Genomic DNA, 16,481 nt, shown 5'->3' with positions numbered 1-16,481 from the left:
TGCGGGCGTTTTTGAAGTGCTCCGAGACCAGTGATTGACCTCGGCCATTTTCCTCAGTCGGGAGCTATCCAACAAGCAAACCCGGCGCTGTCGTGAATTGCCCCTAAGGGGCAATCACTGAGGGCGCCGGGTCTGCCTGGGAGTTCAATTTCGATCGTGGTTCCGGATAGGCCGCTCCGAGCAGGGGAGGATCAAGGGGCCGTGGTCCGGGTCAGATCAAGATCAGCCGCAAACGCGAACGCGCTTGACGTAGACATTGCCCCAATCGTCGTAACGCTTGACCTTCTTGACGAAGCAGTAATCGTCGTCGTAGCGCGGGGAGACGACGACCACGCCCCAGTGATGACGCTTCCAGCCGTGATTGTGATGCTTGTGCTTCCACTTCCAGCCGGCTTCAGCGGTGGCGGCCATGGAAACGGTGGCGACGAGGGCGGCGGAGGCTGCGATGATGAACTTTTTCATGATTGTTGTCCTCTAAGGTGTTGGGTTGAAGTGCCGTTCAGTTCTTCGTTTCAGTGGATGTCTTCTCTCATCCGGTGATCCTGTTTTTGCACGCACAAAGGCGCACTTCTGTTTCCACGGGAACAACCCGGTCGGCTGCAGAGAAGGCTCGTTGACCGTTGAGGCGCATTTCCCGGGTGTGCCGCGGAAATCCCCAAGGCAGCGACTTCAGCAGGCGCTTGCCGTCTCTCCACGACGATTAGACGCTGGGTGCCCTCAACCGTTTCACTCGGAACCGGGATTGGCGTCACATCTTCCACGTCGAAATAATCTGCGATCTCACCAATTAGCTGGGTGTTTGCGAAAGTCTGGACATGACGCGCCTCATCGCCTGCACAATCGGGGTGGGAAACCATCGCTGGAACAAAGATAGAGCAAATGGTTTAGGTGAAGTGCCGGACCGGCTGCGTGCAGGAGGCCGTCGCATTAAGGTGCGCGTCGAGACAAACATATGTTGCGTTGTGCCAGGTCGACACTGCAGAATATGCGGACGTAACGAAACAGCTCTGAAGCACGAGTGAAATACCAGCAGCCACTGCAAATGAACGAACATTCAATTGATCCCGTCGCCGAAATCGAAGTGTCTCGGCTAAAGTTCGACCAGACCGTTTGTCTTATGATCGACGGCGGATGGACTTACATCGAGACCGGCGAGCAGGCGCTTGCTTGCCTTGAGGACCTCTTTCCTGACCAGGACGCACCGTCGTACTTGCGAGCTCATGCCGCTTGCTCAGCCTTCGTCGAAGCCAAAGGCTCGATGGAGGGCGCGCGTGCCACGCTGATCGTCGCGGCGATGGAAGCTGGATTTCCGTTTGAGGTCGGCGATAGTATGGAGCTTCTGGAGCGCTTGGCCGTCGAAGCGGCCCATGAGGGTTTGCAGGCGGTCATATTGGGCGGCGAGTTGGAACCAGCAGCTCTCGACCCCTCCGAAGATTGAGCGAACCTCAAGCCTTGAAGCGATCGAATGCTGTCAGCCTGCGGATCGGCGGATCGGCATCCGGCCAGCGATAGATCTCCGTGCGGAGATAGTGCAGTTCGTCGTCCAGCACTTCCTCGGCCAGTTCAACCCACCAGGATTTGGGGCGGCCGTCGCTGCCGTCAGACCACCGGTAACCCCTCGCCTTGAGAAGGTCCTTCATGTCGAAGGGACTGTTTTCGGCGAAGATGCGAACCCGCGATCGCTGGCTGGCCTGGTAGAGTTCGGCAAATGCTGTCTTGGGAATGCCCTCGGCCTCACGCGCCAGAACTTCGAGCAGCGCAAAGCAATCGTCCACGGCGCGATGACCATCGTGGAAATAGCCCGCCTGTCCGATGAGATATCCGAGCTTCGTGCCTTCATAACCACGAGAGGACCATTGGATTTCTGAATTCGAGCAAGCCCAGGCTTTGTTGGCGAAGATTGGTGAGAAGGCTTCGCAGAATGGCCGATCGAAGCCGGCATTATGGGCGATGATCAGATCGGCGGGTTCGATGAGGTCTCGTAGCGCTGCGGTGTCGATGACCTGCCCCGCCACCGTCTCATCGGTAATGCCGGTGAGCTTCGTGATCTCGACGGGTATCGGAATGCCGGGCTGCTGCAGGCCGCCATAAAGACCCGTGACATCGCCAATGTTGCCGGCTGCATCGAACGTGAAGGCAATCGCACCGATCTCGATGATTTCGTCCTTGCGATGATCGAGACCGGTGGTCTCGGTGTCCAGGATCACACCGCGCAACGGGAACTCCGGGCGAACGACCTCGGCTACGGTTCTCGGCTCAAGCTTTCTCAGAATGCGGTATCGGCCTGTGTCCTGGAGATGCCGCACCATATCGACTTCGGTCAGCTCTCGCGACGGCGGGCGTGTCGATGGCATGCTGCGGCCGCGCTTGCGCCCCGTCTCGCGCTCGTCCTCTGAAAACATGTCGAACTGTAATGCCATGCAATTCAATACCTGCCAGCATCGGCCATGTCGCTGCTCGATCTATTCCGACATCCGCATATCCACATCTCTATCGCGGTCCTTGCATGTAACGGAACAGCCAAGAGTCTGATCGTGAACAAACCGGACGCAAAGTAGGGTCGCCTCGGCATCCAGGTCTCGGCATGCATCTTTCGGCGATCAACCGCGTTGAAGTCTTCGCCAAACAATTGGAGTCCATCATGACCAAGCGTGAGATGATCGATACCGGAAATGATAAGCGCTATGACCAGCGTGACGACGAAGGCAAGTTCAAGAAAAGCGTCGATGTCTCCCGATCGCTTTCGGCCGATGCACGGCGGGACGCAAAGACTGACGCCAAGCCGGGCCAGGGCAATAAGGGCGACCGCAAGCACTGACGTCGACCGTGAAGATCGCGACCTTCAACGTCAACGGCATCAACGGCCGACTGAACATCCTGCTTCGATGGCTCGAGCAGGCCGAGCCGGACGTCGTCTGTCTGCAGGAACTCAAGGCGCCGGACACAAAGTTTCCGGAGCGGGAACTTGAGAAGGCGGGCTATGGCGCCATCTGGCACGGCCAGAAATCCTGGAACGGTGTCGCGATCCTCGCCCGAGGCGAGGCGCCGATCGAAACGCGGCGCGGCCTTCCCGGCGATCCGGATGACAGCCATAGCCGATATAGGTGTTGTCACGTTAACCTGCATGCGATTGCCTACGTCTCGGGTTGGGCTTAGATTTCGGTGATGCAGACACCAGGTATCAGTTTCAAGCGTCACCGTTTTCCACCACAGGTCGTTGCTCACTCGGTCTGGCTTTATCTGCGGTTCAATTTGAGTCTGCGCGAAGTCGAAGAATTGCTGCTCGAGCGTGGTATCGACGTGTCATATGAGACGGTCCGCCGTTGGATCGCCAAGTTCGGACCCCAGATCGCACGCAACCTCAGGCGGCGGCAGACGCGCCCCGGCGATATTTGGTATCTGGACGAAGTCGCAGTGAAATGCGCTGGAGAGAAATTCTGGCTCTGGCGCGCAGTCGATCAGTACGGCACAGTTCTCGAAGAAATCTTGCAGAAGCGACGTGATAAAAGGGCGGCAAAGCGCGTGTTGGTGGCGCTGATGAAGCGCTATGGATTTGCTCCCAAACGAATCATAACCGATAAACTCCGCTCCTACAGCGCGGCAAAGGCGGACGTGGCACCAAGCCTCGACCATTGGTCGCACAAGGGCCTCAACAATCGGGCCGAGAACAGCCATCTGCCGTTCCGAAAACGGGAACGAACCATGCAAGGCCACCGATCGCCAGGAGCGCTCCAACGGTTCGTCTCCATGCACTCAGCGACCCGCAATTGTTTTTCAGTTTCATCCCGCCGACGCGGCGCACAAACAATCCGCTACCATCGGCTCGAAGCTTTCGATGCCTGGAATATTGCGGCCCGTATTGCCTGAAATTCCGCGACCCGCTGGTCTTTCTCAGCCTGGGCAACTTAACGTGACAACACCCATGGCATTGATCTGCGATCTTCAATGGGTTGTATCGCGAACACGCCTTAGAGCCGCTCGAACGTTGTCCCATGCCGGCTTCCTTGGAGCGAAACGTGCCCGGGTATATGCGGCCAGATCTTCTAGCTGGTCATCTTGAAAAATATCCCTAAAAGATGGCATGGACATGATTTCTGGAGCTTCGCGTCCGCTCGTCTCCGCGAGGATCGCAGGCGCCTCAATCCCATTCATCAGCGCCTGTAACAGGTTGTCCGGAGTATCGGAGTGGAGATTGCTGTTCAACGCCAGAGACGAAAGCACGTCGTCGTCGCCATGACAGGAAGCGCAAGCACCATCGAAAATCCGCTCTCCTCGCGGCGAGATCTTAGATGCCTCGGCGTTAGCCGCCTTGCTTGCCGCGACCACCAGCTCGCGTTCCACCTCCTCCGTAGCTGGGTCAACCCCCATGTTCAGGCTGGAGAGGTAACTCGCCATGGCACTGATGTCGCTGTCGGGTAGCGCCTGCATTACCTCGACCACTTGCGCCATTGGGCCTGCTGCACTGCTGTGATAGCGTGAATGTCCCGTGCGCAGGTAATCGTAGAAGGCGTCCTCACTCCATTTCACCGGACTTTTCGCAAAGCTGTTGAGCGCCGGGGCTTCCCATCCATCCGCATACCCTCCGGAAAGACGCGCGGTGCCGCTCCTCTCCGCACCGAGTAGATTGCGGTCGGTGTGGCAAGCCGAACAGTGACCGAGGGTTTCAATGAGATAGGCCCCGCGGTTCCATCGCGCGTCATGAGTGGCGTCATACTGGAAAGGCTTCGTGTTGAGAAACAGAGCGTTCCAACCGGCCATCATCGCTCGAATACTAAAAGGGAATTTCAGCTTGGTCTCTGGCACGCGCGAAGCGACTGGTGACTGAGACATTAGGTAGGCATAAAGCGCCTGAAGGTCAGCATCCTCCGCCCCCGCGAAAGATGTATAGGGATGGGCAGGATAAAGGTGGTGGCCATCGCGACTGACGCCTTCACGCATGGCGCGCTCGAAAGCCGGATAGGACCATCCGCCAATACCGTCTTCAACATCAGGCGTGATATTCGTCGCGTAAACTGTGCCAAAGGGCGTTTGAAACCGGCGGCCGCCCGCAAAGGGTGTTCCGAGGTCACTGGCATGACACACGTTGCACGCACCCGCCGCTGCCGCGAGACGCCCTCTCTGGATCGTAGATTCGCTAAAGACATTGGCGGCTGGCCGCTCGATGGTGGAGATGGCTGGTCGCCACGGCGAAGCTAGCGTCACCAACCCAGAAAATGCTGCCGTCGCCCCTGCAATCGATAGGCCGATGTTCCACCATCGTCTTCTGTGTCGCATAGGTTCCGGCGAGTGTGACGGGCCGGCCCTAAGTCCGGTCGCTATTGTCTCCGGCGTGAACGGCAGTTCACGAAAGCGCACACCTGTGGCGTCGTAGACAGCGTTGGCGATAGCGGCCGCAGAAGGCACCGAGGCCGACTCGCCGGCTCCGAGCGGCGGTTCGTCCGGCCGCGAGACCATCAACACGTCGATTTCCGGCACCTCGGGAAAGGTAATCAGGGGATAGCCGCCCCACTCCTTCGACGTCACAGCGGTGGAGGAGAATTCGACTTTCTCCTTCAGCACGCGGCTGGTCGACTGGATGACGTTGCCGTGTATCTGGTGGCGAACACCATCGGGGTTGATCATTAGGCCAGCGTCCTGACCACACGTGACCTTGGTAACAACAATCTCGCCCGTTTTCTTGTTGACCGCAACGTCGGCCACCCATGCGGCCCAGGCGGCCGCTTTGCCCGGAAAATGGCCATGAACGTAGACTGCATAAGCAAAACCGCGCCCGTAGAGTAGGTCACCTTCGCCCCCCAGGCTGCCATGGGAAGTGTGCGGGATCCACTTCGCCCGCTCAGCCACAGCCCGCACGAGGTCGAGAGCGCGAGGATCATGCAGGTAGCGCAACCGGTATTCTATCGGATCGACCCCCGCCGCAACGGCGAGCTCGTCCATGTAGGATTCATGCGCAAACGTGTTGGGCATCGCAGAGACGCCTCTAAACCAGGAAGCGCGCGCGATTGGCGGCATATCGTGAACGGTCACCCGAAGACTACTGTAAGCATAAGGCGGAATCGCTGTGCGGTCACCCATCTGCGTGATATCGGCAACTGGCGGCAGCTTCCCTGTGAGAATCAAAGGCAGGGTCGGCGCGAGATTAGAGGGATATCGCGTCTCGAAATCGTAGGCCGCAGGGCCACCTTCCAGGTCGAGGCCTCCACGAATGTCCATGATTTGAGCAGCACCCTTGGGTTCCCAGGCATGTTCCTGCTCGCGGGTTAGTTGGACACGGACCGGGGCATTGACGGCGCGCGATAGGAGGGCGGCGTCGGCGGTGACATCATCGGCGCAATTGCGTCCATAACACCCAGCCGCTTCCAAGCGTTCGACAAAAACCAGCTCTTCAGGCATGTCTAGAAGAAAGGCTAGGTCGCGGCGCATCGGGAATGGGTTCTGTGTGCCAGACCAGACCGTCAACGCCTTTTCTCCGTAGTCCGCAACTGCACAAGACGGACCAATCGAACCGTGCATCTGATAGGGCCAGACATAAGTGCGCTCGATAGGTGTGGCGCTTGCTGCCAGTGCAAGATCAACGTTACCCTTGTCCACCAGCTTGCGCGGCGTCGAAGGATTGGCACGAAGGGCATCCTCAGGTGCGTTCAGGTCGGGTTGCGGCGGTGGGGCACGCCAAACGACGTTCAGACATTTCGCAGCTTCAGCCGCATTCTCCTCGCGCGTGGCGACGACACCGATGAAGTCGCCGATCACTACGACGGCGACGACGCCTTCGATGTGCGAAACCGAGTTCTCGTCGACCGCAATGAGACTATTGCCAACATGATCTCCATGATCGAATCCCGCATAGGGCGGGCGAACGACGCGGCCGTGCAGCATGCCCGGCAGGCGGACATCGTGCACAAAGTTCCATTTACCAGTCGCTTTGGCGGGAATATCAACCCGCGGGCGCGACGTGCCGACGATGCGATAAGAAGAGGCCAACTTAACGGGCGCCTTTGGATCGATCTCAAGTTGGATGTCCTCGCCGCCGATAAGGTCGCCTATGCCAATGCCAAAGTTTCCCTCGACCCCGGCGCGGACGACGCCATCTTCAATGATGAACTTCCCGGTTGATGTTTTGAAATGTGCAGCGGCCTTGGCCAAAAGATACGCCCTGGCCGTCGCGCATGCCTGTCGGAGAGTAATCGCTGTTACCTGGATGGTTTCGCTGGCGATTGTCGCTCCCTGGTCCGGACCAGTTCGGGTGTTGCCGAGGACCATCTCAATACGCTCGAAGGGGATATCGAGTTCCTCGGCCACGATCTGGGCAAGAGCGGTGCGGATGCCAGTTCCGAGGTCCACGTGACCGTTGAACGCCCTGACCAGGCCTGCACCATCTATATGAATGTAGATGCGCCGGTCCGCGTCTGGTGAGCAGACCGTAAGCCCACCCGTTGAGGGTGTTTCCGCCCTAGCATTGTCCTCGCCATCCCCAGTCATTCCTGTTCCCCCGCCTCCTCGTCCGGCACTCTTGCCAGGTGTTCGGCTCGCGTGTTTTGAAGAGACCGCCGCACGGCTGCCAGTATTTCCACATGCGTCCCACATCTGCAGAGATGATGACGCAGGGCTTGACGGATATCGCTTTCGTTCGCATCTGACTTTCGTGCTACGAGCGCCACGGTGGCGATGATCATACCGTTCAGGCAGTAGCCGCACTGGGCGGCCGCCTCTTCCACAAAAGCACGCTGAACTGGGTGGAGTTCATCGCCGCGGGCAAGCCCTTCTAAGGTGACGATATGGCGCCTTCCGACCGCGGCAATCGGAATCGTGCAGGAGCGAACCGCCCGTCCGTCAACGAGTACTGCACACGCTCCGCATTCGCCGAGTCCGCACCCGTATTTCGGCCCATTCAACGCAAGGTCGTTTCGCAAGACATAGAGGAGCGGCGTCTTGAGATCGGCTTCGATCTTGTGTTGTTCGCCATTGACATGGATTTCGACCGAAACGACGACCACATGTCACCCCCAGCCGCTCAGAAAACACCGGTCGACAACGAACGGTACGTGTGCGATTTGAAGAAGCTCAAAGATGCTCACGACCTCTCCTGTTGTCGGCGCGGCGCGAAACCTCGTTAAGTGCGAGACCCAAGGCGACGCCATGTGCCTGCCCCCGCTTGGAATGCCGGACTTCATGCGCGAGCGAGTTGAATTTCTTTGACAACAATATCGCCATTGATGACGACCGGCTCATCATCCAAGTACAGCGAGCAGTTGCGCATCGGGATATCCAAATGGCATGCAGTGTCGTTCGGACCGCCCAGCTCGTTATTCGGGCCTGTCGAAAACATGACGTTTCCGTAGAAACTTCGCGGCTCCATGCCCATTCCGCCGGGGAATTCGCCAGGCACCATCCGATGCCATTTTGCCTGGGGGTTCATGCCCCAACCGACGTGACTCATACCCAAGCCACGTGGGTCATTGAAGCTTTCCATGTAGCCTTTAACAAGGTCAGCATCGAGGCCACCTCTAATGTCCTGTATCCAGCCATTCTTGATCGTGTAGGTAATTGGATCGCGAACATAGATATTGTGTGGAAGAAGAATGTCGCCTGATGAAACGACGATCTGCCCGTCGACTCCGTCGTCATCTCCGCCCGTAAAGACGAAGCCGGAGGGCCAGTGGTCCCATCGGCCAGGCTCATCCGTGCACGCATATTCGGTCACCGCGGGATACGTATTGAGCTTGTATGTGACGTCGGTCCCATGAGGAGATGTGATCCGCATGACTTTGGCCCTGCCCAGAATTTCTCCAGCAATTTCAACCTTCTCACGCAACTCCTGGTAAGGACGCAATCGGGCCAGGAGTTCCGGTGGTTCGACTGCGGTCAGTATTCGGGTACCGGCGGCTTGGATCGCCATCTGCTCCGGCGAGAAAAGCAGGAAGATGCAGTCAATCAACATATCGCAGTTTTTGAGTGCCTCGACCGCTTCGGGCATCGCCGCAAGTCCCGTCAGACCGACGTTCCAGCCGCCTGTCGGCAGGGGAGCAGGCAAGCGCATATGATACATCTTCGCACCCAGGCGCTGACCGGCCGCCAGAAAAGCATCGGCGTAGTCGAGCCGCTCGTTTCCTTGGGTGAGGACGATAAGTTTTTCGCCCTCCCGCACACCCGACATCTTTAGTTGATGCAGGCATATTTCTGTGAAGCTAGTGTGGTCCATGCTGGAACCCTCCTGAGTGACTCTCGAATTCACTTGACTGTTAGATGTCGGACGCCTTGAGGTGATCGCCCTGTTATTCAGCGATTAAACCCCTCCCCTCCCCGCCCACTGCCGCGAAGGCTGAAATCGCTTCCTCAACTGAAACGACGTCACCATATTTGCTATCGATATCGAAGAGGTTTGCCTGGTGGGGTTCGGGGTGGCGGTCTCCGACGCAATCGCGCACCACGATGGTCTGAAACCCGTGCTGTACAGCGTCAACTGCCGTTGCGCGTATGCATCCACTGGTTGAGCATCCAGCGAGAACGACGGTGTCGACCCCAAACGCGCGAAGGTATGACGACAAGGTGGTGCCGAAGAATGCGCTCGCGTATTGCTTTACGATGACGAGTTCGCCGTGAGCTGGCAGCACCTCCTCGCAAAACTCAGCGAGTTCGTTCCCCAAGACCATCGCCTTCATCACAGGTGCTTTTTTCACCCATGCGCCACCATCGGCACAGTTCTCAGCAAAATACAGGATCCGGGTATGAATGACGGGGATTCCGTTTTCTCGAGCAGCGCTGAGCAATGCCGGCGTCGCACTCACTGCATCGACGACCCCAGGCGCGTAAAGCGCTGCGCCTGGCGTAGTGTATGCTTTCAGGAAATCGACAGCGACGACAGCAGGTTGCCGCCCGAAGCCTGTCCGGCCGCCCCAGACCCCTTGATAGTTGCTAATGAGGTCCATCGTCGGGTCCTCAGTACGCGCCGGACAGCAGAGCGCCGGCACCCGGTACGATTGGTTCGAGGCCAAGCGTTTTCAACATGCAGTAGGTCGTCGCAACTGCAGCGGTTACGACGGGTTTTCCTGTGAGCGCTTCAACCTTCGAAATCACTGGAAGTGACGGCATCTGGACGCAAGCTGAAAGCACGATTACGTCAATCCCGGTCAAATCCATGGACTGCACGATTTCTGGCAGGTTTTCGGGATTGTGGCGTGCGACATCCAGGTTATCGGGGATTTCGAGCGCACGCCAGTCGTGCACGTCAAACCCTTCTTCGCGGATGTAATTCACTACCAACTCGGTGAGTGGCCTCATATACGGAGCGACAACGGCCAGGCGGCGCGCCTTCATGACCTTAAGTCCCTCGATCAGGGCCCCTGCGCTAGTCACTACAGGGATGTTTTCGCCGTTTTCGATAGTGCGATTTTTGAGCCGCTCCTCAGACTTTCTATGGTATCCCAAACCCATTGCCATGATTGCGACGAGGCAGGCATATCCAAGGACATCCACGCGAGCATCCGACAGCTCGATGGCGCAGCGATCAGATTCGGCATCCATAGCCGCCAGCTCTTCCTTCTGGACCGTTTTCATCCGCATGCGGCTCGAGTGGAAAGTAAAACGTTCGGGCCTGATCGTTTGACGCAACGCGAGCATGGCAGGGATTTCGGTCTCCATCGTCGTATTGGAACTCGGTACTATTTGCCCGACGCGATATAATTTGGTCATCGGCGTTTCCTTCCATCCAAGAGCCCAGCGCGTGTGATTTTCGCCTGGAAAGCGTTCCGGCGTATTTATCAGGCGAAAAAATTTCCCAATGAATTGAAGAATCCGTCGCAGTCATCCCAAGGAATCATGTGCCCAGCATTCGGAACTTTGACGATCTCGATTGCCGCATTGAGCTCGTGGATCAAGAATAGCTCTTCCGGCTCGATTACGCCGCCCTTTCCGGCCACAATCAACCTCACGGGCGCGACAAGCTTTGGAAGATCGGGGAAGATATCGTCGTCGTGAAATCCGTGATAGGCGGCGACGATTGCAGGTTCAAAGCACGTATGCAGCCATTCCGCCCGCAAACTAAGTTGCTCGTCAGACCAGGTCGGGCAAAACGCGCGCATAGCCTCCGCGTCCATCCCGCGCTGTGCCATCCGGATCGAGTCCACGTACCAGGAAAGTTTGCTCGGATACGGTCGTCTGCCAGGACCGGAGACCGGAGGATCAACCAGCGCAATGCGAGAGAAATCGGAACTATCTCTGCCGGCACGGATGGCGACCCGCGCTCCCATCGAGTGGCCCAACAATCGTGGACGATCTAGTCGAAGCGCTTTCGCGAATGCACAGACATCTTCAGCCATTGAATCGAGATCATATGCCAGCTCTGGTCCACTGGACGACAGCCCTCGGCCTCGTACGTCAAGGACGAAAACATCGTGATCTTTAGAAAGGCGCTCTGCGACGAAACCCCATGTTATTGCAGGACTGGTGATGCCCGGGATAACGATGACGGGATTACCTTCACCTCCATACCGAAGATAATGTTGTCGGATTCCGTTGGCTGGAACATTTGCGCCGTAAAGAAAACGTGACGACATTAGGCCGACTCCGCTTTCATAGTCTCCGCATAGACGTCGTATCCGTAAACCCAAGACGCATCTTCCTGGTGGCGAAGAAACGTATTGGCATTCGACACGGATTGAACGGTCGTAGCGCGTGCGCGCCTCACAGATTCGTAGAGCGAGAACGCTGCGCGGTATTCATGAATTCCAGTCTTCTCAAGGCAGCGAGTGAGAACTGCTGCATCCTCAATGGCCATCGCTGCACCTTGTGCCATGTGCGGCTTCATTGGATGGCACGCGTCGCCGAGCAATACGAGCCGGCCCTCGCTCCAAAGAGGTAACGGATGGCGGTTGAACAAGGGCCATTTGGTGACCGTATCTGTGCTTTCAATGAGCGCTTGAATGACCGGGTGGTAACCCTCAAACGTAGCAGCCATTTCTTCACGGGAGCTATCCGTGAAGGCGCCATCAAACTCCCATGCAGGGTGGGGAACACCTGTGACATAATAGTATTCATCGCGGTCGGCAGTTGAATAGTACACCATCATGTGGCGGTCTGGGCCCCACCACTTCACACAGTCTTCAAATTCCAGATTGTATTTCCTCAGTTTTTCGCCGGATATCAGCGCGCGATGCGCTACCCACCCGCTATAGTGTGGCTTTTCCGGTCCTAGCAGTACTTCACGGACCCTAGAATTGATGCCATCGGCCCCAACAACAATATCGGCAGTCGCACGGGTCCCGTCCTCGAATTGCAACGCTACGCCACTCCCGGAGTCCTCTAGAGCCATCAGGCGCTTTGCGAAGTGAAGCGTTCCTGGCTCGATCGCCGATATCTGAAGTGCATGCAGGTCGCCGCGATGAACCGTGCAGTAGGTCGCGCCGTACCCAGTCAAAGGAATTCGTGAAAGGTATTCCCCCGTATGACCATCTCGACTGAACCAGTGTGTAGGCTTGCTGCTGATCTTCTCTAGGCTCTCGGCGATACCGATCCTCTCAAATATTTTGAGTATATTAGGACCCATATGAATCCCGGCACCAATTCTCGCGAACAGTGGCGCTTGCTCAAAAATATCAACCTGAAAGCCCGCGCGTTGCAGCAACGCTCCAGCCGCAGCCCCTCCTAGTCCGGCACCGATAATTGCAATCTTGGGCTGCGACTTAGACAATAGCTTATCTCCCTCGTTTCAATTCAGAATCATCTTCCTTGCGACAGGCGCTTCACAAACCCGAAGCCCAGCAACCATCAACGGTCGCCGACAGATATTTCTGCAGTCTGCCGCCCCACTTGCATCTTCCTGCCATTGGTGAATCCAAATTGCCTTTAGTCAGAAACGGACGTAACGATCCTCCGGCTGAGGCGACTTCAGCGCGTGGCAGGCGCAGTCTTCGTCCTCAGGAAAATGAGCAATGGTCTCCAAGGCAACACGCGAAGCGATCATTGACAAACTTGGTAGAACATCGTCTTGGAGAAGCTGCCCACGACTTCGATCCATGTAGTCGTTGAAGCCTGCGGTGACGAAAGCGCACGGCGTGAAACACGCACCGATTTCTCGAGATAGGGTGGCCTCTGGCGCGATTGAATGATTGACGACGTCGGCTCCCATAGAGCGAAATGCGATGGCCTCGGCAGGGCTTGTCAGCCGCGGCCCATACGCGTGGGCGACGACAAGGCCGAGTTCAACGCCGTGGATGCGGCGCGAGGCAGGCCAGTGCAGGCGCGCGGTTTGATCGAGCAGCGATGCGCAACGGGCACAAACGAGTTGCTTGCCTGAGCAATCGAAGTGTTGCCGACCCTCCAGCAATGAGAAAGGTGTCTGCGTCATTTCGATGATGTCGGCGTTGATCACCATGTCTCCAGGCTGAATGGCCTTGTTGACGGCACCGATCGTCGAACACGACAGCACGCGGCGTACTCCGGCTTGCATAAGGACCCAGAAGGCGCGCCGATGACACGAATGGTCTATGTGGTCGCGAGGGTTTCCATGCGAATACATGCAGAGAACCTGCTTCGCCCGCCCTTCGGCAGTCAACGAGGAGTCGAACTCGAGCAGCTTCCAGTTTTCGGAGCGGCCATAAGGTGTGTCAAATACAAGGTCGCGCGCCAGCACGCGGACGCCAGGCATGCCAACGTCCTCGGGAAAAGCGAGGCCCCAGTTGGCCGAACCGGTTATCACCGCGGTGCGGACGGACGGGATTGCAGCAATATTCAGTTTGTCAGGCATTTCGGGGTTCACATTCAGGCATTGGTCGTACGCATATTGAGGGTCAGGACAACCACCCCCACGAAGAGCGTCCAGAGCGTCGAGATAGCGGCGATTGTGGGATCGATCTGATCTCTCAGGGAGATGAACATCAGTTTGGGCAGTGTCGTGTTCGGTCCGTTGGCGACGAAGATGGAGATCACCGCCTCGTCAAGAGAGCTGAGAAAGGCCATGAGTCCAGCGGCCACGAGGCTTAGCGATAGTTGTGGCGCAATGATCCTGCCGATTACGCCTGACCAAGCCGCGCCCAGACTGCGGGCTGCTTGTGCTTGCTGCCAATCGAAGCGGTTGACCGCCGGTAGCAGGACCACGACGGCCACCGGGATAGCGAGGGTCACATGTCCTGCAAGTACGCCGATGAAAGATCCGATCAGACCCAATTTTGCCAGCACAACGAAAAGCCCGATCGCGAGCAGGATGCCGGGTGTCACAGATGGTGTGAGAAGAAAGGCATAAACTCCGCCGGCTAATGGAAATCCTAACCTGTTGATGGCGATTGAGGCCAGGAAGGCGACCGGAACGGCGATCACTGCGGTAAGTGCGCCCAGCATGAGACTGGTTTTGAGCGCCGCCATCCAGGCGGCCGAAGCAAAGAAGGTCTCGTACCACCGCAGCGACCATTCCTTTGGCGGAAATTCCAGCAGGTCGGATGCAGAAAAAGAGAGGGGCACGACGATCAATGTCGGCAGCATGAGAAACATGAGCACGATGCTGGCAATAGTCCAGATCAGCGCGCGAGAGAGTCGGCTGTCATGATAAGCGTCAAGCATGTCGGATCCTTTCGCCCGAAAGCCGGCGGATCGCGAAAAACATGGAGCCGGCGATCAGGACCATAATCAGAAGCAGCATTCCGAGGGCGCTCGCGCTTCCCCAATCCTGGAATGTCGACAACGTCCGTTCTATGCGGATGGCGATGGGATTGACCTTGCCACCACCAAGCACCGCTGGCGTAATAAAAAAGCCCAGTGTGTAGATGAAGACGATCATGGAGCCGGACGCAATTCCGCTGAATGCGAGGCGCAATATGATGGTCGCAACGCAACGCCAGAATCCGGCACCCAGGCTTGCGGCGGCGCGGACGAGGTTGCCATCGATGTCTCGCATCGCCGCGTAGACCGGCAGCACGAAAAGAGGCAGCATGTAATGCGTCATGCCGATTAGCGCACCGGTAAAGTTGTATACAAGTGGCAAAGGTTGATCAGTCAGTCCGAGCGACGCCAGAGTGGTGTTCACCAGTCCGTCTTTCCTCAGCAGCACGAGCCATCCGTAAGTCCGCACAAGGATGGAGGTCCAAAGGGGCAACATGATCAGGATAAGCGCGAGGTTTGCTACGCGTCGACTTGCGCTGGCGAGCGCAAGCGCAAGGGGGATTCCTAGAACCATACAAAGTGCGAGGGTCGACAGCGACAGTTCTAGGGTCACGACGAGCGACGACCAAGTGAGCCCGCTCGAGAGGATCTTTTCATAGTTGCCAAGCGTTGCCTCGCCCGCCAACGTCAGAAAGGACTGACGGAGTATCCAGAGGATGGGGACCATGGCCGCCACGCCCACAAGGATTATCGCCGGCGCGGCGAGGCTCAGAAAGAACATGCGTTCCCGTCGTTGTTCGCGCAGAAGGCTCGGATCGCTCATTGGGTGCGAGCCTCTTCTAAAACGTGGACGTGAGTGCAAGACGCATAAGCGCGTAACTCATCCCCGATCTTGAAATCGCCGCAAGCAGCGGCTCGGTTCGCCGTCATGCTCAGCATCAGCTGATGTCCATCGACCGTCTCGAGGTTCAAAAGCCAGTTCTCACCGCGGAATGCCTTTGAGACGAGACGTCCGGTCACCTCGACCCGATCATCTCCGAGACTGGCCGGATCAAGCTCGAAGTTCTCGGCGCGGATCATCGCGAGCTTTTCTCGTGGCAGGCGGCCGGCGCCCGGACCCTGGAGCGTGGCGACCGGAAAAATGTTGGCCTCACCCATGAAATTTGCAACGAAGCGATTTTTCGGCCGCCGATAGATCTCTTGCGGGGCATCGATATGCTGAATGCGGCCGGCATTCATGACTGCAATACGATCCGACATGGTCAGCGCTTCGCGCTGGTCATGTGTCACGTAAATCGTCGTGACGCCGAGATCGTCATGAAGTTTCCGAATTTCGAACTGCATTTGTTCGCGCAGGTTCTTGTCGAGCGCCGAGAGCGGTTCATCCATCAACATAACGCGCGGTTCGAAGACAATTGCGCGGGCGAGCGCGACGCGCTGTCTCTGCCCCCCGGAGAGCGCGGCGATATCACGCGCTCCGAAACCCGACAGTTCCATGCGGCGAAGGGCTGCCTCAGCCCGCTCGCGTGCCTGCGCCTTGGTAACGCCCCGCAATCTCAAGGGGTACTCAACGTTTTCCCAGACACTCATATGTGGAAACAAAGCGTAGTTTTGGAATACGACGCCTATATCCCGTTTGTTGGGCGGCAGGCGGGTCACATCCCGCCCGCCGACCAGCAGCGCGCCTCTTTCCGGCCTCACAAAACCCGCAAGCGCCATCAGCAGGGTCGTCTTGCCAGACCCCGATGGACCCAGCAGTGTGAGAAACTCCCCTGCGGCGATATCCAACGTTACATCGTCAAGAGCGACATAGTTGCCGTAGGATTTCCGGAGGTCTGTGATCGAAATTGGGAGTGAGGCGGGCGACATCTTTAACTCCTCAAAGGCTCAAA

General features: G+C 57.5%; 16 protein-coding genes and 1 pseudogene. 4 read left to right on the top strand and 13 right to left on the bottom strand.

What is annotated here, in order from left to right; genetic code table 11:
• Positions 1-222: 222 nt before the first annotated feature.
• Entirely contained in the window at positions 223-462 is a 240-nt protein-coding gene (locus AC2YI2_RS30445) for a hypothetical protein (RefSeq protein WP_487390290.1), read from the bottom strand.
• 556 nt (positions 463-1,018) lie between these two features.
• Between AC2YI2_RS30445 and AC2YI2_RS30440 the strand changes: the two genes are divergently transcribed.
• The gene (locus AC2YI2_RS30440) at positions 1,019-1,438 is read left to right on the top strand and encodes a DUF982 domain-containing protein (RefSeq protein WP_487390289.1); all 420 of its coding nucleotides are present in this window, start codon (positions 1,019-1,021) and stop codon (positions 1,436-1,438) included.
• A 7-nt stretch (positions 1,439-1,445) separates the two neighbouring features.
• Here AC2YI2_RS30440 and AC2YI2_RS30435 read toward each other — a convergent pair whose 3' ends face one another.
• Positions 1,446-2,354 (bottom strand): 3'-5' exonuclease, encoded by a 909-nt coding sequence (locus AC2YI2_RS30435; protein ID WP_487390320.1) that lies wholly within the window; start codon positions 2,352-2,354, stop codon positions 1,446-1,448.
• Positions 2,355-2,641: 287 nt separating this feature from the next.
• Between AC2YI2_RS30435 and AC2YI2_RS30430 the strand changes: the two genes are divergently transcribed.
• The 3 genes and pseudogenes from AC2YI2_RS30430 to AC2YI2_RS30420 all read left to right on the top strand — a co-directional run bounded on the left by AC2YI2_RS30430 (position 2,642) and on the right by AC2YI2_RS30420 (position 3,867).
• Positions 2,642-2,818, top strand: a complete 177-nt coding sequence (locus tag AC2YI2_RS30430) for a hypothetical protein (protein ID WP_487390288.1) — start codon at positions 2,642-2,644, stop codon at positions 2,816-2,818.
• An 8-nt stretch (positions 2,819-2,826) separates the two neighbouring features.
• Positions 2,827-3,102: pseudogene (locus AC2YI2_RS30425) on the top strand (endonuclease/exonuclease/phosphatase family protein); the annotation flags it as partial.
• A gap of 63 nt (positions 3,103-3,165) precedes the next feature.
• Positions 3,166-3,867, top strand: coding sequence for an IS6 family transposase (locus AC2YI2_RS30420; protein ID WP_487390287.1), 702 nt, complete (start codon positions 3,166-3,168; stop codon positions 3,865-3,867).
• Positions 3,868-3,942: 75 nt separating this feature from the next.
• Here AC2YI2_RS30420 and AC2YI2_RS30415 read toward each other — a convergent pair whose 3' ends face one another.
• From AC2YI2_RS30415 to AC2YI2_RS30365, 11 genes are all read right to left on the bottom strand, one after another.
• A complete protein-coding gene (locus AC2YI2_RS30415; RefSeq protein WP_487390286.1) occupies positions 3,943-7,479 on the bottom strand; it encodes a molybdopterin cofactor-binding domain-containing protein in 3,537 nt (1,178 codons plus the stop codon).
• Complete coding sequence (locus tag AC2YI2_RS30410) at positions 7,476-7,994, bottom strand: (2Fe-2S)-binding protein (RefSeq protein WP_487390285.1); 519 nt, start codon at positions 7,992-7,994, stop codon at positions 7,476-7,478. The genes AC2YI2_RS30415 and AC2YI2_RS30410 overlap by 4 nt, the downstream gene beginning before the upstream one ends.
• 173 nt (positions 7,995-8,167) lie before the next feature.
• Positions 8,168-9,199 carry a 2,5-dihydroxypyridine 5,6-dioxygenase NicX family protein gene (locus tag AC2YI2_RS30405; protein ID WP_487390284.1) on the bottom strand — a complete coding sequence of 344 codons (1,032 nt, stop codon included), beginning with the start codon at positions 9,197-9,199 and terminating at the stop codon, positions 8,168-8,170.
• Between the two features lie 73 nt (positions 9,200-9,272).
• Positions 9,273-9,926, bottom strand: coding sequence for an N-carbamoylsarcosine amidohydrolase (locus AC2YI2_RS30400; protein WP_487390283.1), 654 nt, complete (start codon positions 9,924-9,926; stop codon positions 9,273-9,275).
• Positions 9,927-9,936: 10 nt separating this feature from the next.
• The gene (locus tag AC2YI2_RS30395; RefSeq protein ID WP_487390282.1) at positions 9,937-10,689 is read right to left on the bottom strand and encodes a maleate cis-trans isomerase family protein; all 753 of its coding nucleotides are present in this window, start codon (positions 10,687-10,689) and stop codon (positions 9,937-9,939) included.
• Positions 10,690-10,757: 68 nt separating this feature from the next.
• On the bottom strand, positions 10,758-11,552 hold the full coding sequence (locus AC2YI2_RS30390; protein WP_487390281.1) for an alpha/beta fold hydrolase: 795 nt from the start codon (positions 11,550-11,552) through the stop codon (positions 10,758-10,760).
• Positions 11,552-12,685 carry an FAD-dependent monooxygenase gene (locus tag AC2YI2_RS30385; protein ID WP_487390280.1) on the bottom strand — a complete coding sequence of 378 codons (1,134 nt, stop codon included), beginning with the start codon at positions 12,683-12,685 and terminating at the stop codon, positions 11,552-11,554. Before AC2YI2_RS30385 ends, AC2YI2_RS30390 begins: the two co-directional genes overlap by 1 nt.
• A 159-nt stretch (positions 12,686-12,844) precedes the next feature.
• On the bottom strand, positions 12,845-13,741 hold the full coding sequence (locus AC2YI2_RS30380) for a phosphorylase family protein (RefSeq protein ID WP_487390279.1): 897 nt from the start codon (positions 13,739-13,741) through the stop codon (positions 12,845-12,847).
• A 14-nt stretch (positions 13,742-13,755) separates the two neighbouring features.
• Positions 13,756-14,550, bottom strand: coding sequence for an ABC transporter permease (locus tag AC2YI2_RS30375; RefSeq protein WP_487390278.1), 795 nt, complete (start codon positions 14,548-14,550; stop codon positions 13,756-13,758).
• Entirely contained in the window at positions 14,543-15,412 is an 870-nt protein-coding gene (locus AC2YI2_RS30370; RefSeq protein WP_487390277.1) for an ABC transporter permease, read from the bottom strand. Before AC2YI2_RS30370 ends, AC2YI2_RS30375 begins: the two co-directional genes overlap by 8 nt.
• The gene (locus tag AC2YI2_RS30365) at positions 15,409-16,458 is read right to left on the bottom strand and encodes an ABC transporter ATP-binding protein (RefSeq protein WP_487390276.1); all 1,050 of its coding nucleotides are present in this window, start codon (positions 16,456-16,458) and stop codon (positions 15,409-15,411) included. Before AC2YI2_RS30365 ends, AC2YI2_RS30370 begins: the two co-directional genes overlap by 4 nt.
• Between the last annotated feature and the right edge of the window lie 23 nt (positions 16,459-16,481).

This window comes from Rhizobium sp. SRI_017, from assembly GCF_057586295.1.
The sequence above is the reverse complement of the archived record's forward strand: the minus strand, read 5'-3'. Positions and strand labels throughout refer to the sequence as shown.